This window comes from Methylobacterium sp. ME121, assembly GCF_000974725.1.
In the GTDB taxonomy this organism is placed as follows: domain Bacteria; phylum Pseudomonadota; class Alphaproteobacteria; order Rhizobiales; family Beijerinckiaceae; genus Methylobacterium; species Methylobacterium radiotolerans.
The window spans coordinates 12,947-37,311 of record NZ_BBUX01000037.1 but is presented as its reverse complement, the minus strand read 5'-3'; the positions used below and the strand labels follow the sequence as shown (position 1 = coordinate 37,311).

Annotated in this window: 19 protein-coding genes and 1 pseudogene; 10 read left to right on the top strand and 10 right to left on the bottom strand. The window is 67.3% G+C overall.

Going from position 1 to position 24,365, the window contains the following annotated elements; all coding sequences use genetic code 11:
• The first annotated feature begins 57 nt into the window (after positions 1-57).
• Together ME121_RS20665 and ME121_RS20660 are read left to right on the top strand one after the other, a co-directional pair.
• Positions 58-402 carry a hypothetical protein gene (locus tag ME121_RS20665; RefSeq protein ID WP_143739238.1) on the top strand — a complete coding sequence of 115 codons (345 nt, stop codon included), beginning with the start codon at positions 58-60 and terminating at the stop codon, positions 400-402.
• On the top strand, positions 399-2,309 hold the full coding sequence (locus ME121_RS20660; protein ID WP_043074407.1) for a TniQ family protein: 1,911 nt from the start codon (positions 399-401) through the stop codon (positions 2,307-2,309). The genes ME121_RS20665 and ME121_RS20660 overlap by 4 nt, the downstream gene beginning before the upstream one ends.
• Here the strand turns inward: ME121_RS20660 and ME121_RS20655 are convergent.
• A complete protein-coding gene (locus ME121_RS20655; protein WP_043074406.1) occupies positions 2,306-2,968 on the bottom strand; it encodes a hypothetical protein in 663 nt (220 codons plus the stop codon). The two genes, ME121_RS20660 and ME121_RS20655, sit on opposite strands and share 4 nt — an antisense overlap.
• A gap of 829 nt (positions 2,969-3,797) precedes the next feature.
• Between ME121_RS20655 and ME121_RS20650 the strand changes: the two genes are divergently transcribed.
• The 7 genes from ME121_RS20650 (at position 3,798) to ME121_RS20620 (ending at position 11,080) form a co-directional block, all read left to right on the top strand.
• A complete protein-coding gene (locus tag ME121_RS20650) occupies positions 3,798-4,604 on the top strand; it encodes an AraC family transcriptional regulator (RefSeq protein ID WP_179239944.1) in 807 nt (268 codons plus the stop codon).
• 160 nt (positions 4,605-4,764) lie between these two features.
• On the top strand, positions 4,765-5,037 hold the full coding sequence (locus tag ME121_RS20645) for a hypothetical protein (RefSeq protein WP_244573433.1): 273 nt from the start codon (positions 4,765-4,767) through the stop codon (positions 5,035-5,037).
• A gap of 215 nt (positions 5,038-5,252) precedes the next feature.
• Entirely contained in the window at positions 5,253-5,852 is a 600-nt protein-coding gene (locus tag ME121_RS20640; protein ID WP_043074404.1) for a TetR/AcrR family transcriptional regulator, read from the top strand.
• 582 nt (positions 5,853-6,434) lie between these two features.
• Entirely contained in the window at positions 6,435-6,647 is a 213-nt protein-coding gene (locus tag ME121_RS20635) for a YtcA family lipoprotein (RefSeq protein WP_052516914.1), read from the top strand.
• A gap of 15 nt (positions 6,648-6,662) precedes the next feature.
• Positions 6,663-7,691 (top strand): multidrug transporter subunit MdtN, encoded by a 1,029-nt coding sequence (mdtN, locus tag ME121_RS20630; protein ID WP_043074402.1) that lies wholly within the window; start codon positions 6,663-6,665, stop codon positions 7,689-7,691.
• Positions 7,678-9,564 (top strand): FUSC family protein, encoded by a 1,887-nt coding sequence (locus ME121_RS20625; protein ID WP_083461035.1) that lies wholly within the window; start codon positions 7,678-7,680, stop codon positions 9,562-9,564. The genes mdtN and ME121_RS20625 overlap by 14 nt, the downstream gene beginning before the upstream one ends.
• Positions 9,557-11,080: a TolC family protein gene (locus ME121_RS20620; protein WP_244573431.1), complete on the top strand. Its 1,524-nt coding sequence runs from the start codon at positions 9,557-9,559 to the stop codon at positions 11,078-11,080. The genes ME121_RS20625 and ME121_RS20620 overlap by 8 nt, the downstream gene beginning before the upstream one ends.
• A gap of 76 nt (positions 11,081-11,156) precedes the next feature.
• On the opposite strand, the gene ME121_RS20615 is transcribed toward ME121_RS20620, so the two are convergent.
• The 8 genes from ME121_RS20615 to ME121_RS20580 all read right to left on the bottom strand — a co-directional run bounded on the left by ME121_RS20615 (position 11,157) and on the right by ME121_RS20580 (position 21,063).
• Positions 11,157-12,101, bottom strand: a complete 945-nt coding sequence (locus ME121_RS20615; RefSeq protein ID WP_043074428.1) for an electron transfer flavoprotein subunit alpha/FixB family protein — start codon at positions 12,099-12,101, stop codon at positions 11,157-11,159.
• Between the two features lie 70 nt (positions 12,102-12,171).
• Complete coding sequence (locus ME121_RS20610) at positions 12,172-12,921, bottom strand: electron transfer flavoprotein subunit beta/FixA family protein (RefSeq protein WP_059409523.1); 750 nt, start codon at positions 12,919-12,921, stop codon at positions 12,172-12,174.
• 64 nt (positions 12,922-12,985) lie between these two features.
• Positions 12,986-13,294 carry an SCP2 sterol-binding domain-containing protein gene (locus ME121_RS20605; protein ID WP_043074401.1) on the bottom strand — a complete coding sequence of 103 codons (309 nt, stop codon included), beginning with the start codon at positions 13,292-13,294 and terminating at the stop codon, positions 12,986-12,988.
• Between the two features lie 64 nt (positions 13,295-13,358).
• A complete protein-coding gene (locus ME121_RS20600) occupies positions 13,359-15,143 on the bottom strand; it encodes an acyl-CoA dehydrogenase C-terminal domain-containing protein (protein WP_059409522.1) in 1,785 nt (594 codons plus the stop codon).
• 4 nt (positions 15,144-15,147) lie between these two features.
• On the bottom strand, positions 15,148-17,469 hold the full coding sequence (locus tag ME121_RS20595; RefSeq protein ID WP_043074400.1) for a 3-hydroxyacyl-CoA dehydrogenase/enoyl-CoA hydratase family protein: 2,322 nt from the start codon (positions 17,467-17,469) through the stop codon (positions 15,148-15,150).
• Positions 17,469-18,605: a thiolase family protein gene (locus ME121_RS20590; protein ID WP_059409521.1), complete on the bottom strand. Its 1,137-nt coding sequence runs from the start codon at positions 18,603-18,605 to the stop codon at positions 17,469-17,471. The genes ME121_RS20595 and ME121_RS20590 overlap by 1 nt, the downstream gene beginning before the upstream one ends.
• A gap of 274 nt (positions 18,606-18,879) precedes the next feature.
• On the bottom strand, positions 18,880-19,311 hold the full coding sequence (locus tag ME121_RS20585) for a MerR family transcriptional regulator (protein ID WP_043074399.1): 432 nt from the start codon (positions 19,309-19,311) through the stop codon (positions 18,880-18,882).
• Positions 19,312-19,341: 30 nt separating this feature from the next.
• On the bottom strand, positions 19,342-21,063 hold the full coding sequence (locus ME121_RS20580) for a long-chain-fatty-acid--CoA ligase (RefSeq protein WP_089231099.1): 1,722 nt from the start codon (positions 21,061-21,063) through the stop codon (positions 19,342-19,344).
• Positions 21,064-21,668: 605 nt separating this feature from the next.
• Between ME121_RS20580 and ME121_RS20575 the strand changes: the two genes are divergently transcribed.
• The gene (locus ME121_RS20575; protein ID WP_043074398.1) at positions 21,669-22,982 is read left to right on the top strand and encodes an OmpP1/FadL family transporter; all 1,314 of its coding nucleotides are present in this window, start codon (positions 21,669-21,671) and stop codon (positions 22,980-22,982) included.
• Here ME121_RS20575 and ME121_RS20570 read toward each other — a convergent pair.
• A pseudogene (locus tag ME121_RS20570) lies at positions 22,983-23,827 on the bottom strand (DUF4113 domain-containing protein); the annotation flags it as partial.
• Positions 23,828-24,365 lie beyond the last annotated feature (538 nt).

The following is a 24,365-nucleotide window of genomic DNA, read 5'->3' as shown; positions in this document are numbered from 1 at the left end:
GTAGAACGGCGTAACTGGATCGTTGAGTTCCCCGATCTCCAGATGGAGAGCGAAAGGGTGCTCGTCGTGAAAATCCTCAATACGATGGCCAAGGCGGTCGAGATGAAGATCGGAGCCATGGCGAAGACGGACATGCCCGAACGGATTGCGCACGCCGCACGCTATCGTTTCGCCCGCATCTGCCAGGTCGTCGCCGCCGCGATCCATCAGGCCCTGCACGCCAAACCCGACGCGAAGGAACTCACGCGGGAACACTTCGCCCTCGCTTATGCGAACCGATCCCTCGCCCGTGGCCGCAACGATCGGAACCCTTTCCTCGTGGACGACTGGGATGCGCTGCAGCCCGGGTCGTTCCTCGGGGATACCAAGAACAAGGAGGACGACGACGAGGACGAGCGATGACCCGGGTCGCGGACGTCGAACCTCTGCAATGGGCTCTGCGGGTGCATCCGGGGGAGGTAGCTATCGGCTACGCCTCGCGCCTCGCCGCCCTCAACGGGTATGACCTTCCCACCCTCATGCGCGGCACCGGCGTGGATGTTCGAAGGCTCCACGTTGGCGACGAGGCGGCCGTCCGCCATGTTGCGGCGCTCGGTGCGCTCGATCCGGCCGAGACGGATGGCCTGGTTCGTACGACCCCTCGCAGAAACGGACCTTCGGATTCCAGGATTGGGAGCGAGAGACTCGCGCGGCGCTCACTGCTCACGGGGTTCGTTCGGTTCTGCCCCCACTGCATCGCCGGGGACATTTGCGACGGTCCTGGGGACGTGACGCCCACGGCGCTGACATGGCTGCGTGTCGAGTGGATGGTCGAGCAGATCCACTCTTGCCACGTGCACGCGATCCAGCTCGTCGAAACAGATCTCGTCGCAGGCTTTCCACTTGTGGACTTTTCGAGTGCTATTGCGACAGAGGTGCTGCCTCGGCTCGAACGATTGCGTGTCGAGGCCGTGCCCTCCAAGCCGAGCGACTTCGAGAAGTGGGTGCTCCGGCGCCTTTCCGGCATCATGAACCCGGATGACTGGCTCGACCGGATGCCCCTCTACGCCGCAGTCGATATCTGCGAGGCCCTTGGGATCGAGACGGTCGATAAGGAAGCACACCCTTACGAGTGTCTCGATCCAGCGGAAAGGGCGGCCGTCTCCCTCGCCGGCTTTCGGGTCGCGCAGGGGGCGGAGCCCGGCATCGAGCGCTTCCTCGATGGCCTCGTCTCACGGGCCAACCAGGCTGGCTACGTGGGGAGCAACAAGGTCTACGGGCAAATTTGGAGATCCGTCGGGCGGAACTCGGATCCTGCGTTCGACCCTTTCCGGGACATCGTGCGGCGGCATGCCCTCGACAACGTGCCGTTCGCGGCTGGCACCGTGGTGCTCGGGCAGGTCCTGGAGGCCCGGCGGCTGCACACCATGTCCTCCGCCGCGAGGGAGTCGCGGGTGTGCAACCAGACCCTACGCGGCATGTTTGCAAGACCCGGCGTGGCGCCGGCGCTTCCCGCCTCGGAGCGGACGCGGCTGATGATCGGCGCGGCCGAGTTCGAGGAGCGACTGCGCGAGTTCGGGGTTGCCCTGCCCGTCGCCGCGGTCGTGGCATCGACCGGCATCATCCATAGGCACTTGCTCGAACTCATCGTCCAGGGGGTGATCCCCGTGTTGTTCGGATCGCGCGACGTGGCCAACGCGCGTCACCGCATCGCCCGTGCGGACTTGGAAAGCTTCATCGGCCGCCTGGGCGAGGGAGCCGTGCCTGTCGAGCAGCCGACCCGCTTGCAGGTCAACCTGGGTCATGCGTGCCTGGTCGCATCGACCAACATCGTGGAACTCGTGAGCTTGGTCCTCGCAGGACGGCTCACGTGGAAGGGCCGCCTGGGTGGCGGTGCTCGATACACGGACCTGCTGGTGGACGCCGGCGAGGTGTTGAACGTCCTCAGGCAGGACAGGCCGCCCCCGACGCACATGACCAAGTTCGACGTGGGCGCCGAGATGCGGGGGATGAGCCATCAGCTGGTCGGCCGGATGATCCGGGCGGGCCACCTGAAGGTCGAGAAGGCATTCTGCCCGAGGGTCCGGCGGCGTATCCCCTTGATCACGCGCGAGAGCTTCGAGACGTTCCGCGGCAGGTACGTGACCCTCACGGAGCTCGGGCATACTCAGGACTTGCACTGGCGTATCGTGAGGCGGCACCTCGATACGTCCGGGTGCATGCCGACATATTCTTGGGACGGGCGGGGCAACGCCATCTACGCGTTGTCGAAAGACTTGGAGAAGGCATTGGCCACGCTCCCCGGCGGCGGTGCGCCGAAGGCGCCCTAGTGCATCGGGACCGGAGCCTCGGCCTCGTAGTCCGCCCAGGCAACATCCACGAACGAGAACTGCGTCCGGCCAAGTGCCATGGCGACCTCGCAGGCCACGGCGAGGCTCTCTCGGTCCTTCGCTGACGCCGCGGCGACCTTGTCCGCCGTGACCGGGCCGTCGCCGGAAATGATCCGGCGGAGCCGGGCAAGCTGCCGGCAGGCCTGTTCCACGGTGAAGCCGTCATCGGCGAGGCGCGCGGCCACCCCGGGTAGATAATCCGGGTCGACCGGAACCTCGACCTCGTCGAACACGAACCACCGCATGGCCGTGTCGAAGCTGGCCAAGTAATGCTTCTCTCGCTCCGCGCAGACCGACAGCTGCCTGATTGCGCTCTCCAACGCCGCCCTGCGCGTCGCGCACGGAACGGCGTTCCCGGTCACCACCGGCACGCCGAGCGGAAGGTTCTCGAACACCAAGTCGGCATTCCATCCGCCGTCCGCCTCGTAGACGTGAACGCCGGCGACGTTGGACAGCCGCCAGTGCGGGGATGCAGTCGCGGCCTGCATCGTCATGGTCGTTTCGACGGCCTCGCTTGCGTCGACCAGCCTTCCCTTGAGGTGCTCAAGCAGAGATGCGGCCAGGCGCCGGTTTGGCCGACTCCCATGAACGTAGGCCATCGGAAGATCCCCGGGCGGCTTTCCATCGGGCCGCTGCGGCGAATGTCGAGTGGACCGGTGCAAGCCACAAACCGAGATCGAACGTCGGGTGCCGCAATCATTCGCAGAGAGAGCAGAACTTTGCGGCGCTCAAGACCACAACTTTGCGCCGTTAGTGGTCCGCTACAGAGGGAACGGGGAGCAGATCATTGCACCGGAGCGCAGTTTTTGCGCTCCGGACCAATGATATGTTTTGCAACTCAAAGTTATTCTTAAAGCAGATCCAACTTAACCGGAGGATACGATCGTCAACCTGAGGCTGATTTAGGTCTTGCGTGCGCTGGATTTGATCGCCTTGACCTCCCCAAGGGCATCCTTGGCGAAGTCCCGCCCTGTGGCGGTAACCACCAAGCCGGCCCTAGCCGCGCGTGCCGTCAGATGGCGAACTCGACGTCCGGCACCACCGCGAGCCGCTCGGGCAACGGCGCCTCGAGCGTGAACCGCACCCAGCCGGGCGGTAGTCGATCCCGGCCTTGCCGCCCATCTCGGACGCGAGCGCCCGCTCGATCAGGCGTAAGCCCAACCCGGCGGTCGTCTCTCTGATCGAGGCCTCGGCCGGAAGTCTGTGACGCGCAGGGTCGCCGATCCGCATCGCGCCCGGCAGACGCACCCGTACCCGCATCATGCGCCGTTGCACAAAGGGCCCGAATTCCGCTCCTTGGTCATCCGGACGACCAAGCTTCGACCTTCCGCGGCAGGATCCCGTGCACGTCCGTCCCGCAGCCTTTTGAAGCTTGCAACTTGCGCGGACCTATATATGTACGTGTGAGCATATATGGGGACGGTGACGATGCTGGCTGAGGGGTCAATCGGCGCTCGACGGACGTCGCGGCAGGCATTCCTGTTCCCCGGGGCGGCGCTGTTCCTCGGCCAGGCCACCGATCAGCGGCTGCATCGCCACAGGGCGTTCGAGGTCGCCATCCCGCTGGAAGGCCATCTGCGCATCGAGACGGCGCGCGCCCCGGGCATCGGTCCCGAGGCAGGCGTCCTCGCGCCACTCGAACATCATCGCGTCATCGCGACCGGCAGGACCGCCTTCCTGTGGGTGGATCCTGAAACCCGTGCGGCCCGCGCCTTGGCGCAGGTCCGCCCCTCCGTGGACGGCAAGGGGCACGAGCGGTTGGTGTCACTGCTGCGCGAGATGGACCGTTCGGAGCCGACCCATGACGAGGCATGGGCGCTGCTCGACCTCTGGCGTTCGATCTGGCTCGACGGACTGCCGCAGTTGCCGCGGCTGGACCGCCGCGTGTCAGAGGTTGTCGATCTCATCGATTCCGCGCCGGTACCGCTGGCCAACCGCTACGAGGCTGCCGACCAGGTCGCCCTCTCTCCGAGTCGGTTCTCGGCGCTCTTCACCCAACAGGTCGGCATGCCGCTCAGGAAGTACCTCCTCTGGCGGCGCCTGCTCTTTGGCATTCGCCGCCTCGGCAACGGGGCTTCGGTGACGTCGGCCGCGGTCGAGGCCGGCTTCGCCGACGGCGCGCATTTCAGCCGGGTTTTCCGGGCGACCTTCGGATGCAAGCCCTCGTCGCTCGCGAACATGAGGGTCGTCGCGAGCGAAGCCCACCCGATCTCGCCGCGACCCCGACCGAGCTAGGACGCGGCCCCGTCTCGCGGGACCGTCGTATCGTTCAAGGAATTCCCGTCGCCCGGCCCAGATGTAGGTGCAACCAGCGCAAGACCGGGTCGAGGGCGAAAGCCCCCACGTCAGGTATCCGCATTTGCGCGGAGCTCTTGCAGAAACATGGAGATCATCGATGAGAGCCGTAGGCCCCCGTAAAAAGCACCTTCCCACCGCGCTCGTCGGACTGGTGCTGACGTGCCTCGTCGGATCGGTCATGCAGGTCGAGGCACAGGAGTTTCACGACACCCCGTCGGAGACGATCCGCGACCGCCAGGCATGCACCTCTGACGTCATGAATCTCTGCCGGGCCTTCATCCCGAACCGGACCGCCATCACCAACTGCCTGGTCGAGAACATCGACCATCTCAGTCCGGCCTGCCGCACCGTGATCGCGAGCCGTCGATGACCGCGGCACCACTCGACCAGCCCCTGGCCGGCGACGGGGTGGGCGGCGAGGCCGGTCACGGTCATCCGCCCTCGGTGGGCCGCCGCGTCTGCTTGCAGCGTCGACGCCCGACGTTATATGTACGAAAGGACACTTATTCGGCGGGTGGGATGGTTTCTCGACCCAGAGGGCCGGCCGAGGCGGGAACCCGTCCGCGCGGCCGCAGGACCAAAGACATGCCGGACGGTCGGCAGGCCCTTCTCCGTGCGGCGACCCTCGCGTTCTCCAACGACGGCTTCGACGGAGCCGACATCCGGAGCATTTCCATCGCTGCGGGGGTCAGCCCGAACCTGGTTCGCATCCATTTCGGCAGCAAGGCGGAGCTCTGGGAAGCCTGCCTCGACTTAATCGTGACGGCGACGACGCCTGTCATCGACGAGGTCGGAAAGCTTTCCAGGCAATCGGATAGGCCCCTTTACGAACGTCTGAGCAATCTCATCACCACGGTCGCGAACTTCTACGCGGTCCATCCGGAGGTAAGGGATTTCGTCTTCCACCACGGGTCGGACGCCCCCGAGCGAGCGGTGATGGTGACGGAGCGCCTCCTCAGGCCGGCCTACGAGGCCTGCCGTTCGTTGTTCGCAGCCGGCATCGAGGCCGGGATCGTGCGCAGCAGCCATCCGGCCCTGTTCTTCTCGCTGCTCAACGGTGCCGTGGGCCAGCCGCCCGCCTTCCCGGCGATGCTGAATCGGCTCGCGCCCGACATCGACGTCGAAGAGGCGCGCAGGCGCATGGCCAAGACCGTGGTCGCATCGCTGCTTCACCGGGCCGCCTGACCCGACCAGCCTTCTCCCGACGTCGATGGCGCCGGACCGAGCGACGGGACGCCGGCATCACCAGCCGGGTCCCGGCTGGCCAGCGGTCCCGGGCACGATGGTGAAGATTGAGAGAGCCGCCATGCCGCTCACCTTCGTTCGACGTCCATCCTCTCACGGAGGCCGACCACGCCTCCGCATAGGACGCTGGGCCTTCGGCTTCGCCCCCTCGCCGGAAGTCCAGCCAGCAGGCCGCGCGGGCAATAAGCCCGATCCCCGCGCGGCCTCCGACCTCGCCGACTTCCGGGGGGCGGTCCGCGGCAAGGAAAGCCTTCGCCGGTGCCGGTGGACCGAAATCCAGCCGCGGCAGGATCATCGGCTACCCCCGTGCCGAAGCCATCACTTGTTCGAAGAACTTCGAACCCATCGCCTTAAGCCGCGGTGGAGAACTTCGTCTCGGCTGCCGCCAGCGACGGCAAGTCAGTCGTATCGTTCAAGCGTTCAGGGCCGCCTGCCCGTAGCGTCCCTGCTCCGGCCCGAGGGCCGAAGCACCATCGGCCGGGGGGCTCAGTGAATGTGCCGGCTTCCCGGACGATGGCAGTGATGCAAGCCGCGGCACCGACCTTCAGCCTCTTCGGGGCCTTCTTCCCTGCGTGGCTCGTCTGCGCGGTCGCGGGGATCGTCGGCGCGTTGTCGCTCAGGGTGGCATTCTCCGTCATCCAACTCGACGACGGCATCCCGTTCAAGCTGCTGACCTACACCTGTGCGGCCTTGGCCATCGACTGTGGCCTCTGGCTGCTGCTGTTCGGCCCGTGAGCGATATGCGGCCGCATGGTTAAGGCACTCCTCGGCAGGCTCGTCGCCCTCGCGATCATCCTCACGGCGGTCGGCGTAGGCTGGAGCTACTACCGCGCGACGCAGCACAACCCGACCTCCGACGATGCGTCCATCGATGCGGACGTGGTCCACATGGCCGCCTCGGTCGGGGGACGGATCGTCGAGTTGCCGGTGCAGGAGAACCAACTGGTCCGGAAGGACGAGGTGGTGTTCCGCATCGACCCGGAGCCCTACCGCCTGCGCCTGGAGGCGGCCCTGGCCGAGGTGAAGGCCGGCGAGGGCCTGCTCGCGAGCCAGACCCGGGCCGTCGCCACCGAGCGGGCGAACGTGGAGATCGCCGATCAGCAGGTCGTGCGCGCCCGTTCAAACCTCGAACTGGCCACGAACACCCTGGCGCGGATCAAGCCGCTGCATCCGAAGGGGTACGTGTCGGATCAGCAGGTGGACGATGCCGCCACGGCCAAACGCAACGCCGAGACAAGCCTGACCCAGGCGATGCAGCAGGCCGCCGCCGCCCGCGGCGCGGTCGGTGACACGGAATCGGCGAAGGCCAACCTGGAGACCCGCAAGGCCACGGCGGCCCTGGCGGCGCGTGACCTCGCGAACACGGTCGTCAAGGCGCCCCACGAAGGCCGCGTCACCGGCCTCACCGTCAAGTCGGGGGAATTCGTCGCCCCCGGCCAGTCGCTCTTCACCCTGATCGTCACCGACGAGTGGTTCGCCGTCGCCAACTTCCGCGAGACCGAACTCAACCGCATCCGGGGCGGCGGGTGCGCGGTCGTGTACTCGATGATCGACCGGACTGTGCCCATCAAGGGACGCGTCGACAGCATCGGCTACGGCGTCTCGGGACAGGACCGGGTGAACCTGCCGCGTTCGGTCCCCATCGTCGTCCGTTCCGTCGACTGGGTCCACGTCGCCCAGCGGTTCCCCGTGCGCGTGAAGCTGGAGAACCCGCCGGAGGATCTCGCCCGGCTGGGCGCCAGCGCCATCGTCAGGATACCCCGCGATGGCGACTGCTGAAGCACGCGGCCCGTCGCCCCTCCTCGCCGAGTTGGCGCCTTTCCCAGGCCGCACCGGGATGGCCCTGCGGGTGACCGCGGTGTCCGTGCTCGTCGTCCTGGCATCGATGACCTTCAAGGTCCCCGAGACCGCGGTCAGCGTCTTCCTCGTCCTCTTCCTGCAGAAGCCCGACAGCGCGACCACCGTCCTGATGTGCATCGCCCTCTCGGTGCTGCTGCCCATCATCGTGGGGATCATCTTCGCCGTCGCGATCCTGACCCTGGACTTCCCCCAGGCGCGGGTCGCCGCGATGGTCCTGCTGTCGTTCGGCATCCTTTGGTTAGCCTCGGCGAGCAAGCTCGGCGCCCTGGGCAACACGATAGGCCTCGTCCTCGCCTACGGCATCGACCTGCTCGGCAAGGGCGCCAACGGCGAGCTCGTGACCCGGGGCCTGCTTTATGCCCTGCAGTTCTCGATGATGCCGCTCGCGGTGTTGATCGCCTTCAACCTGCCCTTCGGCCGGCATCCGGAGCGGCTCGCGAGGGAGGCGCTGGCGGAACGCCTCAGGCTCGCTGCCGCGTGCTTCGAGGACCCGGGCCGCGCGGATGCCATTCGCGTCGTGGACCTGGACGATGGCGCGATCCGGAAGCTGGTACGTCTGGCCGGTCTCCTGGGCCGTCTGAAGCGGACGTCGGCGGCGCGGCTGGGCGCCCTGATGCCCGTCAGTCGGGCGCTCCTGATCAGGCTTGCCGCCGGTGGGGGCGCCGGACAGCCCACGGACCGTCCCGACCTCGGCGCCCGGTGCCGGGACCTGGCGCAGACGGTCGAACACGGGCGACCGACGACAGGGGGCGCAAGGCCGGCCGTCCAGCCGGGAGACGCCCTCGGGGATCTGGTCACGGAAGCGGAGGAGGCTTTCGCGAGCGGCCGGGCCGCAGCGAAGCCGAAGGTCGCGAAATCGGGATTCCTCAAACCCGACGCGTTCTCGAACCCCGACCACGTCCGCTACGCGCTGAAGACGACGTTGGCGGCGATGGCCTGCTACCTCACCTACGCCATCCTCGACTGGCCGGGCATCCACACCTGCATGATCACGTGCTTCGTGGGGTCGCTGCTCACGGTCGGCGAGACCAACCGGAAGCTGGTCCTGCGCCTATCCGGCTGCCTGATCGGCGCGACGCTCGGCCTCGCGACCCTCGTGTACGTCCTGCCGCACATCGACGGCATCACCGGCCTGCTCGTCGTCGTCGCCGCCGTCGTCCTGCCGAGCGCGTGGGTCGTCGTCGGCAGCGAGCGGATTTCGTACATGGGCATCCAGATCGCCTTCGCGTTCTGCCTGTGCGTGCTGCAGGGCTTCGCGCTGAAGACGGATCTGACCGTCGCCCGCGACAGGATCATCGGCATCGTCTTCGGCGACCTCGTGATCTTCCTGGTGGCGACCCGGCTCTACCCCGTTTCGATCCTGCCGGAGGTGGAGGCGACGGTGCGCCGCTTCCTCGCCGGCATCCGCGGCCTCGTGGCGAGGGAGGAGACCGGTCCCGTCGGCCAGCGTTCCGACCCCGGCGCGCTGGAAGCCCTGGAGCGCCTGCGGGACCAGATCGACGCCCTGGCCTACGAGCCGGGCGACGGCCCCGAACGGGCGCGGCCCGCCACCGACATGCTCGACGCCGGGGAGCGTCTCTACGAGCGCGCGGCCCGCATCGGATCGCTCGCCGCGGAGCACCGCCCCCCCGCCATGGCCGGTGCCCGAGCCATGGCGGCTGCCGTGGACGGGGCGATGCACGAGGCGGACGACCCCGAAGCGCCCGCAAGGGGCGCCCCGGACGTGGCCGGGTTCGCCGAGGCGTGGCGGACGCTCCGTTCGGACGCAGCGAGGCGTCACGCACATGCTTAGGATACTCCGTCGCGCCTTCGGTCTGGCGACCGTCCTCCTCACGGCGGGATGCGCGACGTCGTCCCTGGACCTCGCCCCGGCGACGCCCGGCACGCCCTTCGTGCCGCCGGGCGCACCGGCGCCCATCGAGATGAGCGAGGTCGATTTCGGTCTCCCGGCCAGGCCTGCGCTCGCGGTCGTTCAACCGCCGCCGGCCACAGACCCCGTCCGGGTCCACACCTTGCCGGAACTCATCGACATCGCGCAGACCACGAACCCGACGACCCGCATCGCATGGGAGCAGGCCCGGCAGGCGGCTTTGGCGGTCGGCATCGTCAAGGCGAGCTACCTGCCGGTCGTCACCGCCACGGTCCTCGGCGGGTATCAGTATACCTCGTCGAGCCAGACGCTGCCGCTCACCGGCCGGACCGGCAACCTCGGGACCGAGGCTACCGGCACGGTCTCGACGGCAGCCTTGCAGTGGCTCCTGTTCGATTTCGGGCAGCGTGACGCGCTGGCGAAGGCGGCCGGCAAGCTGTCGCTCGCCTCGAACATCTCGTTCAACGCCGTCCACCAGAAGATCATCTATGACGTCGGGCGGCAGTTCTACGAGTTCGGCGCCGCCCGCGAGCGCGTCCGCATCGCGGGTGCGTCGCAGCGTGACGCGCGGGCCGTCCTCGACGCCGCCGAGAGCCGCCTGCACCAGGGCGTCGGGACCACCGTCGAGGTCGCGCAGGCCAAGCAGATGCTCGCCCAGGCCGACTTCGACCTGGTCCAGGGCCGGAACGCCGAGCGGGATTCCTACAACGGCCTCATCGGCGCGATGGGCGTGTCGCCGGTCACGCGGATCCGCGTCGAGGACGCTTCCGTCCATCCTCTGCCCCCATTGGTCGGTGCCCCCCTGGAAACGCTCGTCGGAACGGCCCTGCGCCACAGGCCGGACCTGCAGGTCGCGGTCGCGACCGCACAGGCCAGCCGCGCCGGCGTCGCCGCGGCGGAAGCCGACTTCCTGCCGAAGGTCTTCACGTCGGTCTCGGGGAACTCCGTGAACGGCCGGCTGAGCGTGACGTCGTTGCCCATCGTGGGGAACGTCGGGAGCTCCGCCCTTGGCACGTCGCCAGGAAGCAGCAACGTCACCGTGCTCGGCGGCGTTTCCGTGCCGATCTTCGACGGAGGCGTGCGGGCCGCGCGCCTCGAAGAGGCGAGGTCCCGGACCGCGCAGGCCGAGGACACGTTCATCCGCCTACAGCAGGACGCGGCGCGGGAAGTGGTCGTGTCGGTCGACGCGCTGAAGAGCGCGCTCGCCGCGTTCCGCGCCGCTACCACGCTCGTGGCAGCGTCCGCGGTCAGTTACGACGCGACCCTGTCTGCCTATCGCAGCGGCGCGGGGACGATCACGGCGGCGCTGGAGGCGCAGAGGGCTCTCTTGGCGGCCCGGAATGCGCGGGGCCAGGCCCATGGCACGGCGCAGATCGCCGCCGCCACGCTGGCTTTCGCCATGGGTAGCGCGACCAACGCCCGGGCTTTCTCACGATGACCGCGGCGCCGCCGTCCCGACGACGATCTGCACTTGGCGTGCCGCCGGGACCTGCTTACTGAATGAGCCTCTAGCTTTAAGCTTTAGCGATCTCGGATCGCAGCTCCGGGACGACCTGGAACAGATCGCCAACGAGGCCGTAATCGGCAACTTGGAAGATTGGCGCGTCCTCATCCTTGTTGATCGCGACGATGATCTTCGAGTCCTTCATGCCGGCCAGATGCTGGATCGCGCCGGAGATGCCGACCGCTACGTAGAGGTCCGGGGCCACGACCTTGCCGGTCTGGCCGACCTGCCAGTCGTTCGGCGCGTAGCCGGCATCCACGGCTGCGCGCGAGGCACCCACCGCCGCGCCGAGGCTGTCAGCTAGGGGCTCGATCAACTCATGGAACTTGTCCGACGATCCTAGCGAGCGGCCACCCGATACGATGATCCGCGCGGAGGCCAGCTCCGGGCGGTCGGACTTGGCGATCTCCTCGCCCTTGAAGCTCGAACGGGCCGCGTCAGGCGCGGCGGCGGAGACCGGCTCGATCGGGGCCGCGGCTCCACTTTCCTCGGCGGCCTTGAAGGCCGCGGTGCGCACCGTGATCACACGCTTGCCGGTCGGCGTCTGCACGGTCTGGATCGCATTGCCGGCGTAGATCGGCCGCTCGAAGGTGTCGGGTGCGATGACCTTGATGATGTCCGACACCTGCGCCACGTCGAGCAGGGCGGCCACGCGCGGCAGCACGTTCTTGCCCGTGGTCGAGGCCGAGGCGATGACCGTCTCGTAGGGGTCGGCGATCGACGCTATCAAAGCCCCGACCGGCTCGGCGAGATCGTGATCGTAGACCGCATCCTCGGCAACGAGCACCTTCTCGACGCCGTCGAGCTTGGCGGCCGCTTCCGCCACGGATTTCGATCCGGAACCGAGCACGAGGGCGTGGATCGGTGCGCCGATAGTCTTGGCGGCGGTCAGCGCCTTGAGCGTGCCGTCCTTGATCCGGCCGTTGCCGTGCTCGACGAAGAGAAGTGTGGTCATGTGCGTGCGAACCCCTGTGTGTGCGGGCCGCGCTCGACCGTAGCGGGAGCGCGGCCACGGTTGCGTAGACTTATATGACGCCGGCCTCGACCTTGAGTTTCTGTACCAGCTCGGCCGCGGAGCTGACTTTGACGCCGGCTGACCGGCCCGGCGGCTCAGCAGTCTTGAGCACCGTGAGCTTCGGCGTCACATCGACACCGAGCGCGTCGGGCGCGAGTTCTTCGAGCGGCTTCTTCTTCGCCTTCATGATGTTTGGCAGGGAGGCGTAGCGCGGCTCGTTCAGGCGTAGATCCGTCGTGACGATCGCCGGAAGCGTCAGTGTCACGGTCTGCAGGCCGCCATCGACCTCGCGGGTCACGTCGAGGCTGCCCTCGCCGAACTCGATCTTGTACGCGAAGGTGCCCTGCGGCCAGCCGAGCAGGGCGCCGAGCATCTGCCCGGTTTGGTTTGAATCGTCGTCGATCGCCTGTTTGCCGAGGATGACGAGTTCGGGATTCTCCTTTTCCACGACCCCCTTCAGGAGCTTGGCGACCGCGAGCGGCTCGCAGTTGACGTCGGTCTTCACCAGAATAGCCCGGTCGGCGCCCATGGCGAGCGCGGTGCGCAGAGTCTCCTGCGCAGCCTGCGGGCCGATCGAGATGGCCACGATCTCGGTGACCTGGCCTTTCTCCTTGAGCCGGATCGCCTCCTCGACGGCGATCTCGTCGAAGGGGTTCATCGACATCTTGACGTTAGCGAGTTCGACCCCGGAGCCGTCGGCCTTTACGCGGATCTTGACGTTGTAGTCTACAACCCGCTTGACGGGCACAAGAACCTTCATCCTGTCTCTCCTGAAGATCTTCGATGGCTGCACGCGCAGACCGGCGTCACCTCCAGCGCACGCATCACTGATCGAGAAGACCGGCGAGCTTCATCGCCACGCCCTGCGAGCCCTGGACCTTGAGGCGGCCGGTAGAGAATGCGATCGTCGGGCTCAGCTTGCCCCGCACCAGCTTAAGAAGGTTGTCGGAACTCAGCTTCATCACCGTATCGGCCTCGCCGCCCTCGCCGGTGGAGACGTTCACGCCGCCGCCGGTCGCGTCCACGAGGATGCTGCCGCCATCGGTGAGATCGAACCGGACCCGGTAGCCGAGGGCACTGAGCGCCTCCGACCGTTGCTCGATGCAATCGACCAGTTGCCCGAGATCCGCCATTGCTCTTCTCCGCATCGCCTCGAATGAATGCCCCCGCCCGGTTTTCGGCCGAGGAAGCTTCCCGTCAGAACATCGCCTCGTCGAGCGCCATCATCGCGCCCTTGCCGGACTTCACCGCCGCCAGCAGGCCCGCGACCTGGGGCAGGATGCGCTCCATGTAGAAGCGGGCCGTCGCGAGCTTAGCCTCGTAGAAGTCGCGCTCGTCCGTCCCGGCCTCGAGCGCGGTGTGGGAGACCTTGGCCGTGCGCAGCCACATGTAGCCCAACGCCACCAACCCGAAGAGACGCAGGTACTCGGTGGCGGCGGCACCCGCCTCCTCCGGATCCTTGAGGCCCCGCTGGGCGATGTGAGCGGTGGCGAGTTGTAGGGCGCCGAAGGCCTTCGACAGGGGCTGGGCGAGGGGGGCGAGGTCGTCGTCCTCGATCGCCTCGTCCAGGGCAGCGAGCACCGGGTGGAAGAAGCTGCGCAGGTAGCGGCCGGCATGGGCCGGGAGTTTGCGGCCGACGAGGTCGAGGGCCTGGATGCCGTTTGTGCCCTCGTAGATCATCGAGATCCGGGCGTCGCGGACGTACTGCTCCATGCCGTGGTCGCGGATGAAGCCGTGGCCGCCGTAGACCTGCATGCCGATGCTCGCCGATTCGAAGCCGAGATCGGTGAACAGCGCCTTCACGATGGGGGTCATCAGGGCGGAGAAATCCTCAGCCCGCCGCCGCTCGGCCGGATCGGGATGGTGCTCCATCACGTCGAGGCTTCGGGCGACCCAGGCGCCGAGCGCCCGGCAGCCCTCGTTGTACGCGCGGATCGTCATCAGCATCCGCCGCACGTCCGGGTGGACGAGGATCGGGTCGGCGGGCAGGTCCGGCCGCTTGGCGCCCGAGAGCGCGCGGCCCTGGAGGCGCTCCTTCGCGTAGGCGATGGCGCCCTGGTAGGCGGCCTCGCCCGCGCCGAGCCCCTGGATGCCGACCGACAGGCGCTCGCTGTTCATCATCGTGAACATCGCGCGCATGCCCTTGTGCGGCTCGCCCACGAGCCAACCCGTGGCGTCGTCGAACGACATCTGGCAGGTGGCCGAGGCCTTGATGCCCATCTTGTGCTCAAGGGCGCTACAGGTCACGCCATTGCGCTCGCCCGGCGAACCGTCCGCCCGCGGCAGGAACTTCGGCACGAGGAACAGGCTGATACCCTTCACGCCCTTGGGCGCGTCGGGGATCTTGGCCAGCACCAAGTGGATGATGTTCTCGGTGAGGTCGTGGTCGCCCGCCGAGATGAAGATCTTCGAGCCGGTGACGCGAAAGGACCCGTCGTCCTGCGGCACGGCCTTGGTCCGCAGGAGGCCGAGATCGGTGCCGCAATGGGGTTCGGTCAGGCACATCGTGCCGGACCACGTGCCGTCCACGAGCTTCGGCAGGTAGGCCGCCTTCAGCTCCTCCGAGGCGTGGCCCTCGATCGCCTGATAGGCCCCGTGGCTGAGGCCGGGATAGAGGCCGAAGGACAGGTTCGTGGAGCAGATCATCTCCTCGACGAGCTTGTTGATGCCCGCCGGCAGGCCCTGGCCGCCATAGGCGGGGTCCGCGCCCATGGCGGTCCAGCCGCCCTCCCGGAACGCCTTGTACGCCTCGGGAAAGCCCTTCGGCGTACGGACGACGCCGTTCTCCAGGCAGCAGCCCTCCTCGTCGCCGGAGGCGTTCAGCGGCAGCAGGCGCTCCGTGCAGAACTTGCCGGCCTCCTCCAGGATGGCGTCGGCGACGTCGGGGGTGAAGTCTTCCAGGCCCGGCAGGGGCTGGGCGTCGGCGTGCAACTCGTGCAGCACGAAGCGCATGTCGCGCAAGGGAGCCTTGTAGGTCTGCATCGGGTCAGTTCCTCACCGGCCGGCCGGTTTCGATCACGCTCTCGAACCGGTCGAGGGTCGCCTCCGTCCGCACGAGGCGCATGAAGCTGTCACGTTCGAGTTCGAGGATTGCATCCTCGTCCAGCGCATCCAGGATGTCGGCCTCGCCCCCGGAGAGCACTGAGGCCAGTTCCCCCGCCACGACGAGGTCGTGCTTGGTGGCGATGCCGCGACGGGCGAAGCCCTCCGCCGCCATGCGCATGGCGACCCCGCCCGCGGGGCCGGGCAGCGTCACAGTGACGGGCTTGGGTGCCTCGTAGCCCTCGATGAGCGACAGGGCCTTGGCCTTGGCGTCGGCGAGCAGCCGGTCGCGGTTCATGGTGATCCCGTCGCTCTCGCGCAGGAACAGGAGGTCGCGGGCCTCCTCCGCCGACTTGGCGACCGTGGCGGTCGAGATCGTCTCGAACACCTTGGCGGCGGCGGGCATCGGCCCCCTCGGCAGCTTCGGCGACGATTGCCAGCGGGCCAGCATCTCCTTGCAGCCGCCCCAGGCCGGCACGAGCCCGACGCCCGCCTCCACGAGGCCGATATAGCTCTCGGCATGGGCCTGCACGGCATCGCTGTGCAGAAGGATCTCGCAGCCGCCGCCAAGCGCCATGCCGGCGGGGGCGCTCACCACCGGGAAGGGCGCGTATTTCAGCTGACCGTAGGTCTGCTGACCGAGGCTGACCAGCTTCTCGATCTCGCCCCAGGCGGCGATGTTGGCGGCGAACAGGGCCAGCCCGAGATTCGCGCCGACCGAGAAGTTCGAGCCTTCGTTGTAGACGACGAGCGCCTTGTACTTATCCTTGATCAGCTTGATGGTCTTGCCGAGCAAGACCATGATCTGCTCGTCCAGCGCGTTCGACTGCGAGATGAACTCGAAGCAGACCACGCCGTCGCCGATATCCCACAGGGCGGCGGAGCCGTTCTTGAGGAGTGGCTTGGCGGACAGTTTGATGTCCTCCAACCGCAGAACGCCCTCGGGGCGGACGACATCCTTGTAGCCGCCCTCGGCCTGCAGCACCTGCCGACGGCCGTTCTCGACCCGGTAGAAGGTCTGGCCGTTGAGCCCGGCGAGGATCGGCGGGACGGCATGGCCGTCCTTCGCCAGCCGCTCGGCCACGTAGGCACCGCCGATCCTGTCGGTCAGCTCGAACGGCCCCCACTTCCAGTTGTAGCCCAGGCGCATGGCCTCATCGATGGCGGCGACCTCGTCGCTCGCCTCGCCGACGAGCCCGGCGGCATAGGCCAACGTCGGGCCGATCACCTTCCAGGCGTAGTCGCCGGCGCGGCCCTTCAGGTCGAGCACCGCGCGCGGGCCCTTGGCCTCCTTCAGCGCCGGCAAGTCGGCCTTCGCGGAGGGCCTGTACTCACCGGTCTTTAGGTCGATGGCTTCCTTGGTCTTCTGCCCGTCCTTCCGGTTCAGGCGGTAGAAGCCGCCCTTGCCCTTGCGGCCGGTGAAGCCCTCCGCGATCAGCTTCGTGACCACCGGCATCTCGCGATAGGTGGCGTGGAATGCGTCCTCCGGCGGCAGGGCCGCCCGCAGGCTCTTCGTGGTGTGCGGGATCAGGTCGAGCCCGACGAGATCGACGAGGCCGAACACGCCGGTCTTCGGGATGCCGAAGGGGCGGCCCATCACCGCGTCCGCCTCCTCCACCGGCACGTCGAGGTCGTCGGCCGCCGCGATGGCGTTCTGGATCCAGAAGATCCCGAGCCGGTTGGCGATGAAACCCGGCCGGTCCTTGCAGCGGACGATGCTCTTGCCGAGCTTGCGGTCGGCGAAGTCCGCCACGGTCTGGGCGAGCGCCGGATCGGTCTTCGGCCCCGTCACGATCTCCAGAAGCCGCATGTAGCGCGGCGGGTTGAAGAAGTGGGTGATGAGGAAGTCTCGCTGGAATGCCTCGGGCATCCCTTCGACCAGCGCGTCCAGCGGAATGGTCGAGGTGTTCGACGAGACCGCCGTGCCGGGCCGGCGCACGGCGTCGATCCGCTTGTAGAGCGCCTGTTTCGCGTCAAGCCGCTCGATCACCACCTCGATGATCCAATCGACCTCGCCGAGGCGGTCGAGATGGTCCTCGACGTTGAGCGTCTCCACGAGCTTGGCGGCCCGCGGGGACATGAAGGCGGCGGGCTCGGTCTTGAGCAGCTTCGCGATGGCGCCCTCGGCCAGCGCGTTCCGGCCGGCGGCGCCCTCGGGGACGATGTCCATGAGGAGCACCGGCATGCCGGCATTGGCGACATGGGCGGCGATGCCGGCGCCCATGACTCCGGCGCCGATGACGGCGACTTTGCGGATCCCGGTCATCAGATGCGCTCCAGAACGGTGGCGATGCCCTGGCCGCCGCCGATGCACTGGGTGGCCAGCGCGAAGCGACCGCCCTCGCGGGACAGGAGCGAGGCCGCCTTGCCGACGATGCGGGCCCCTGTGGCGCCGAGCGGATGGCCGAGCGCGATGGCGCCGCCGTCGATGTTGACGATCTTTTCGTCGAGGCCGAGGTCGCGCATGCAGGCGAGCGCCTGGGAGGCGAAGGCCTCGTTCAGCTCGACCACGCTTAGGGCGTCGGCGGCGATGCCCGCCCGGGCCAAGGCCTTGCGCGAGGCGACGACGGGACCCATGCCCATGATCTCCGGCTCGCAGCCCGCGACCGCGACCGAGGCGACCCGCGCCAGCGGCTTCAGCCCGTGACGGTTCGCGAAGCCTGCGCTGCACACCAGCACCGCCGAGGCGCCATCGGTCAGCGGCGAGGACGTGCCGGCGGTGACTGAGCCGTCCTGCTGGAAGGCGGGCTTGAGGCTGGCGAGACCTTCGGCGCTGGCATCCGCCCGGATGCAGCCGTCCGTCTCGACCGTGCCGCCCTTGGTGGCGATCGGGACGATCTCGGCGGCAAGCCGCCCTTCTCCCTGCGCCTTGGCCGCCTTGTGGTGGCTCGCCACCGCGAAGGCCTCCTGATCCGCACGGGAGATCTCCCAGCGGCGGGCGACGTTCTCGGCGGTGTCGCCCATGCCCATGTAGGCGCCGGGGCGCTTCTCATGGAGAGCCGGGTTCGGCATCGGGTTGAAGCCCATCATCGGCACGCGGCTCATGCTCTCCACACCCGCGCAGACGAAGGCCACGCCCGCGCCGAGGGCGATCTGCCCCGCCGCCATGTGGACCGACTGCATCGACGAGCCGCAGAAGCGGTTCACCGTGACGCCGCCGACGCCGAGGTCGAGATCGGCCATCAGGCCGATCAGGCGGGCGATGTTGAAGCCCTGCTCGCCCTCGGGGAAGGCGCAGCCGACGATCAGGTCCTCGATGTCCTTCGAGGGGATCCCGATGTCGGCGACCAGCTTGCGCACCACCTGCGCGGCGAGGTCGTCGGGACGGACCCGGGCGAGCGCTCCCTTCTTCGCGGGTGTGAAGGGCGAGCGGGCATAGCCCGCGATGACGATGTCGGTCATGTTTACCTCCCGGAAAGACTACGATGAGAGAGCGCCGGCGACGTCGCGGCTGCGGGCAGCCGCATCGCCTCCGCGAAGCCCTGGGCGCATGGGCTTGTGAAGTGCGGCCCGACCCACGCCTCCAGGGCGGGATGCAGTCCCGGGGATGCGGCCGGAAAGCCTGCCGGCGCCCGGCGGTGGCATCCCGCGGGCAGGCCGGCGCTGCGTCCGACTGAATCCTCGGTGCGCAGCAGTTCTTCGTCGCGAGACCGGCGACGGTTCTTGCGAGCCCTTGCTAGCGCGCGCGCCGCGTCTTGTCGGGCTCCGCGTCGTCGAGGCCGGCCAGAGCGTAAAGCCTGAGCTTCTCCAGTTCGCCGAGCGTCTCGATGAGCGCCTTCTGCTGATCGACGAGTTGATCGATCCGGCCCTGAACCTTCTTCAGAAGGTCGCGCCACTGCTCTCTCTGGGTCGGATCGGCCGCGTAGAGGTCGAGATATTCCTTGATCTCGCGGAGCGAGAAGCCCAACCGCTTGCCCCGTAGGATGAGGATCAACCGGACCTTGTCGCGATGGGCGAAGATGCGGGTATTCCCGGCGCGCTGCGGGGTCAGCAGCCCCTTGTCCTCGTAGAAGCGCACCGTCCTCGCCGTAACCCCCAATTCCGTGGCGAGTTGGGTCACGGTGTACAGCGTTTCGGACACAGACGGCCTTTTCGTGAAGAACGTCATCGTATGCCCCGAGGGTCCTTAGGGTCAACATCATGCCGAAGCCCGCCTGTTCATGGCCGCCAGCCCGGCCCGTTCGCGCTCCTCCGCGATCAGTTCCTTCTTCGACAGCTTGCCGACCGCGGTCTTCGGCAGGCTTGTCCGGATCTCGATTTCCCTGGGCATCTCGATCTTCGAGATACGCTCGGAGAGGAAGGCGCGAAGCTCATCGGGCGTCGTCGGGAACCCGGCGCGCAGCTTCACGAACGCCTTGGGACTTTCGCCGCGGTACGCATCCGGGATGCCGATCGCGACCACCTCTTCGACGGCCTCGTGCTCGTACAGTGCATCCTCGATCTGGCGCGGATAGACGTTGTATCCGCCACAGATGATGAGATCCTTGATCCTATCGACGAGGAACAGGAATCCCTCCGGATCGCGGTAGCCCACGTCCCCGGTCCTGAGCGCCCCGTCGACCAGAACCTCAGAGGAGTCGGCCGGACGGCGCCAGTAACCCGCCATGATCTGCGGGCCCCGGATGTAGACTTCGCCCTTTGCGCCAGCCGGCATCAGCCGATCGGGGCAGTTCGGATCCCGGATCTCGATGGTCGTGTCCACCAGTGGCAGGCCGACCGAACCCGCGCGACGCCGGGCGTCGAACGGATTGACGCTGACGACGGGCGAACTCTCCGTCAGCCCATAGCCTTCCGACAGCCGGCATCCCGTCAGCGCCTCGAAACGGGCCCCGACCTCGGCGGGCAGCGGCGCGCCGCCCGAGATGCACAGACGGATGGAGCGGAGATCGACGTCGGCCGTTTCCGCCGCCTTGTTGATCGCCGCGAAGATCGTCGGGACGGCCGGGAAGAACGTGGGCTTTGTTCGTGCGATCGTGGCGAGGAGTTCCTCGATCTTGAATTGCGGAACGAGGACGATCTGGGCGCCCATATCGAGGGCCAGATTCATCGCGACGGTCATCGCGAAGACGTGGAACAGCGGGATCACGGCGAGCGCTCGCTCTTGTCCGTCGCGCAGCCCTCCGCCCTGCATCAGGGGCGACAACTGACGAACGTTTCCGGCGAGATTGGCGTGGGTCAGCATCGCACCTTTGGGCACGCCGGTCGTCCCGCCGGTGTACTGCAGCAGCGCGACATCGTCCGGACGCGGTGCGGGACGTCGCTGGGTAGCGCTGCGGCCGGACAGCAGCTTCGAGAAGGAAACGTGCCGCGCATCGTCATGAACGCGGGCCTTTTCCGTCCGCTTGAACAGCCGATAGAGAACGCCGCGGCCGAAGGGCAAAGCATCCGCAAACGGACAGACGACCAGATGGCGAAGACCGGCCTCATCCGCCACGGCGGCGACGGGGCCATAGACCCGTTCTATGTCGGGCAAGACCATGATCGTCGTGTCCGAATCGAGGATCTGCGCTAGGCACTCCCGCGGGGTATAGAGTGGATTGTAGTTGACGACGGTTCCGCCGGACTTGAGAATGGCGAAGTAGAACACCACCGAATACGGCGAGTTCGGCAAGCACAGACCGACCTTAACGCCGTGTCCGACGCCGAGGCGGATGAGGCCCTCGGCCACGCGATCGGTCAGCTCGCCGACGTCACGATAGGTCCACTTCCGCCCGAAAAAATCGAGCGCCGGCCTGTCCGCGAAACGACGCACGGCCCGGTCGAATACCTCCGGCAACGTGTTCGGCTCACTGGCGGACAGACGTGGTGCCGAGGGTGCGGCTGCTTGCCTGCAACCGCCATCATCGTGGGTGGCCGACATGTTCCCCCCTTCCTGCGTCGCTCTCTTCGGAAGCGCTTCGTTCGAGCAGGTCTGGATTGACGTATACGTTAGTCTATATCCGCATAGGTAAACCAAACGCAAGCCCCCACCCCGGCATTCGATCGCGGCGGTGTCCGGTCGAACTTGGGTTCTGCCGCGCCCGACGGATGACGGGACGCCGGTGGTCGACCTTCGAGATCTCGCTGCCGACGAGGATCCGAGGCGCGGCCCGCCGTTCCGTGCCGAGATCGGCGGCCCTCACACCGCGCGCGCGAATATTTGCGCAACACGTCGTTGTGCGCTGCAGCGAGAGCGCCGTTGGTGCCCAAAGGCCACATCCATTGGCGATTACATTCGGCCGATCGAATTTCGGTGAGAAAGGGGCAATCCGTGCTTGCAACTTTTTGCAGCATTAGTCAGCATCATGACGTATAGGTTATGTTAGTGCCACAAGCCGGCGCGATGAGTCGGTCTCGGCACCTCGGCATCCGATCTTGCCAGCCGCCGTTTCTCCCGCCCGTGCCTGCTAAGCCTGGGCGCTCCGGAACGGACTCAAAATTCGAAATCCGCATCGGCTCAATCAGCGGATTCGTGTGGGGGAAACCATGAATTCACGCCTTCGCATCGGCTCGATTGCCGTCCTCACCGCGCTCTGCGCCGTTACGGAAGCATCTGCGGGCGCATTCGGCCTGCGGGAGCAGAGCACGCAGGCCCAGGGCCTGGGATTCGCGGGTGCGGCGGCCGGCTCCGGCGGCGTGTCGTCGATGTTCTGGAACCCGGCCGTCATCACGATGCGGCCTGGCTTCGTCACCGAGCAGAACCTCACGTATCTCGGTCCCTCTGCGACCATCACCCCGTCCACCGGCACCAACCCGGCCTTCGGGGGCCTCGGCGGCTCGGGCGATATCGGCCAGGGCGCGGTGCTCCCGGCGGGTGCAAGCTCTTACCAAATCAACGACCGCCTCTGGCTCGGCATCTCCACCGGCGCGCCGTTCGGCCTGACTACCAAGCCGAACGAGGTCTGGGCCGGCGAGGTCTACGGTCGCTCTTCGCGAATCTTCTCGCTGGTCTTCAACCCGGTCGTCGGCTTCAAGGTGAACGAGTGGCTCTCGGTCGCCGCCGGTCCGAACATCGAGTATTTCCGCCTAACCCTGCGCCAGGCCCTGCCGCTTCCCGGCCTGCCCCCGACGGCCTATCCCAGCTCCTTCCTGAAGGGTGAGTCCTGGGGTGTGGGCTTCACCGCGGGCGTGAACATCACGCCCTGGGAAGGGACGGCGCTCGGCATCGGCTACCGCTCCTCGGTGCATCACGACATCGACGGCTCGATCGGCGTGCCGATCCTCGCCCTGGCGCCGCTGGCCGGACAGGTGCGCGCAAACTTCAACACGCCGGAGAAGCTCAGCGTGGGCCTGACCCAGGCGGTGAGCCCGATCGCCCGCGTGTCCCTCGGCTTCGAGTGGGACAACTGGTCGAGGCTCGGCACCGTCGGCATCGTGTCGAAGACGCTGGGCGTACCGGTGAACTCCCTGCCGCTGAACTACAAGGACGGGTATTACTACTCGATCGGCGGTGAGTACGACGTGAACGCCGCCCTGACGGTGCGCGCCGGCTTCGGCTACGAGACTTCGCCGATCGACTTCAGCAACCGCTCGGTCCGCCTGCCGGACGGCGACCGCTACAGCCTGAACGTCGGTGCGAGCTACCGCTGGAACAATCAGCTGACGCTGAACGCCGCCTATTCTCACCTCTTCCTGGACCGCTCGCGTATCCTCGCGGGCATCGGGCGGGACTACAACGTTGGCAACATCGCCTTCGCGGGTGTGGTCGATTCGAGCGTCGACATCGTCTCGGTCGGCTTCCGCTACGCCTTCGGCGCCCCGCCGCCGCCGGCGCCCGTCCCGCTGGTCCGGAAGAACTGATCAGGTTTCCGCCCAGCATTTGTCTTGACGGTAAATCGCAGCCTTCCAGGCAGATCGTACGGGATTGTCCGCCGCAACGACCAGGATCTCGTCCAGCCGGGTCGTGTAGCGCGGCGAGCGCATCTCGAACTTGGTCGACCATGCCCGCGCCGGGGTGAACCCGGCCGCGGCTGGGACGACCGCCCCGCGCCCGAAGCGCCGGTTGCAGGCATCGAGCGCCGCCATCAGCGCGGCCCCCGCTCGCGGTCGAGCTGGCCGAGGCCGGGTATCGCTCGCTGGGAGGCGTGGAGAGGCAGGAGGTCCGTCGTGACCACTCCGGCCTTCGAATAACAAAAGCCGTCCCGCCAGGTCTTGCGGACGCCATGCAGTGCGGCCTTCACCAGCACCAAAGTGTCGTTCGACGATTCCGGCAGGGTCACCACCGTCGAGACCGACCGCTGCAGCCGAGTCCGGTCGTGCTCGGAGGTGCGGAAGAAGACCGTGACGTGGTCGGTTCCGAACCCCTCCCGGCGGAGCTTTTCCCCGAGCCGGGTCGCGTTGGCGGCGACCGCCTGCTCCATCGTTGCGTGATCCTCGACCCGGTCGGAGAAGCTCCGGTTCACGGCGCAGCCCTTCCGAGTCGCGGCGACCTCCTCCAGGTCGAGACAGGCCTCGCCGCGTAGCTGCCGCAACAGCCGCTCGCCGACCACTGTCATGGCCTTGCGCACCGCCCGGGGGTCGAGATCGCGCACGTCGGCGGCGCTCTCGCACCCCAGCGCCCCAAGCTTGCGGGCGTTCACCGGGCCAACGCCCCAGATGTCCTGCGTCAAGTTCTGGGCCATCCAGTGGTCGTGGGCGGGTCGGTCCGGTCGTAGCCCGAACGGCTCTGTCAACAAGTGGAGCGGGAATACGGGTATCGGCACCCGCCATGTCTGCTTTGGAGATGCCATCGAACCCCTGCGAACGACTGGCTTGGGCGCACAGCCGAACGACCGCTTTTGCGCCTGTCGGCTATCCGGCATGGCGTAATCTGGCCGAAAGCGGTCTGGCAGCTTTCGGTCGCGCGAGGCGCTAAACCGGACACCGCAGCGTTCTCGCTGCCGGCTACCGACGGATACCTTTTCTCGACATTTGAATTTCCGACGCAGTATTCCAAGAGAATCCGGCAGCCTCGGCGGGCGCAACACATGCATAGACCGCGTTTGTTGAAAAACTTTCCTTTTATCTGCATCGCTGAGCGCGCTACCTATCGTTGAATTCCGATTGGGCAAGCAATGTGGAACAGCGCAGCTAGAACTCATCCTTGCCGGTCAGCTCACAGAGAGAAGCTGGAACTGTCCGTCCGCTACAGATGCGCCTTCAGACAACAATCGCCGGCATCTTCTCCTGACACCGACCGAAGAC

Bases quoted from the DNA above. Each gene is read 5' to 3' on its own strand.
- ME121_RS20660 (WP_043074407.1), top strand. From the start codon at position 399: ATGACCCGGGTCGCGGACGTCGAACCTCTGCAATGGGCTCTGCGGGTG.
- ME121_RS20655 (WP_043074406.1), bottom strand. From the start codon at position 2,968: ATGGCCTACGTTCATGGGAGTCGGCCAAACCGGCGCCTGGCCGCATCT.
- ME121_RS20650 (WP_179239944.1), top strand. From the start codon at position 3,798: ATGCTGGCTGAGGGGTCAATCGGCGCTCGACGGACGTCGCGGCAGGCA.
- ME121_RS20645 (WP_244573433.1), top strand. From the start codon at position 4,765: ATGAGAGCCGTAGGCCCCCGTAAAAAGCACCTTCCCACCGCGCTCGTC.
- ME121_RS20640 (WP_043074404.1), top strand. From the start codon at position 5,253: ATGCCGGACGGTCGGCAGGCCCTTCTCCGTGCGGCGACCCTCGCGTTC.
- ME121_RS20635 (WP_052516914.1), top strand. From the start codon at position 6,435: ATGCAAGCCGCGGCACCGACCTTCAGCCTCTTCGGGGCCTTCTTCCCT.
- mdtN (WP_043074402.1), top strand. From the start codon at position 6,663: ATGGTTAAGGCACTCCTCGGCAGGCTCGTCGCCCTCGCGATCATCCTC.
- ME121_RS20625 (WP_083461035.1), top strand. From the start codon at position 7,678: ATGGCGACTGCTGAAGCACGCGGCCCGTCGCCCCTCCTCGCCGAGTTG.
- ME121_RS20620 (WP_244573431.1), top strand. From the start codon at position 9,557: ATGCTTAGGATACTCCGTCGCGCCTTCGGTCTGGCGACCGTCCTCCTC.
- ME121_RS20615 (WP_043074428.1), bottom strand. From the start codon at position 12,101: ATGACCACACTTCTCTTCGTCGAGCACGGCAACGGCCGGATCAAGGAC.
- ME121_RS20610 (WP_059409523.1), bottom strand. From the start codon at position 12,921: ATGAAGGTTCTTGTGCCCGTCAAGCGGGTTGTAGACTACAACGTCAAG.
- ME121_RS20605 (WP_043074401.1), bottom strand. From the start codon at position 13,294: ATGGCGGATCTCGGGCAACTGGTCGATTGCATCGAGCAACGGTCGGAG.
- ME121_RS20600 (WP_059409522.1), bottom strand. From the start codon at position 15,143: ATGCAGACCTACAAGGCTCCCTTGCGCGACATGCGCTTCGTGCTGCAC.
- ME121_RS20595 (WP_043074400.1), bottom strand. From the start codon at position 17,469: ATGACCGGGATCCGCAAAGTCGCCGTCATCGGCGCCGGAGTCATGGGC.
- ME121_RS20590 (WP_059409521.1), bottom strand. From the start codon at position 18,605: ATGACCGACATCGTCATCGCGGGCTATGCCCGCTCGCCCTTCACACCC.
- ME121_RS20585 (WP_043074399.1), bottom strand. From the start codon at position 19,311: ATGACGTTCTTCACGAAAAGGCCGTCTGTGTCCGAAACGCTGTACACC.
- ME121_RS20580 (WP_089231099.1), bottom strand. From the start codon at position 21,063: ATGTCGGCCACCCACGATGATGGCGGTTGCAGGCAAGCAGCCGCACCC.
- ME121_RS20575 (WP_043074398.1), top strand. From the start codon at position 21,669: ATGAATTCACGCCTTCGCATCGGCTCGATTGCCGTCCTCACCGCGCTC.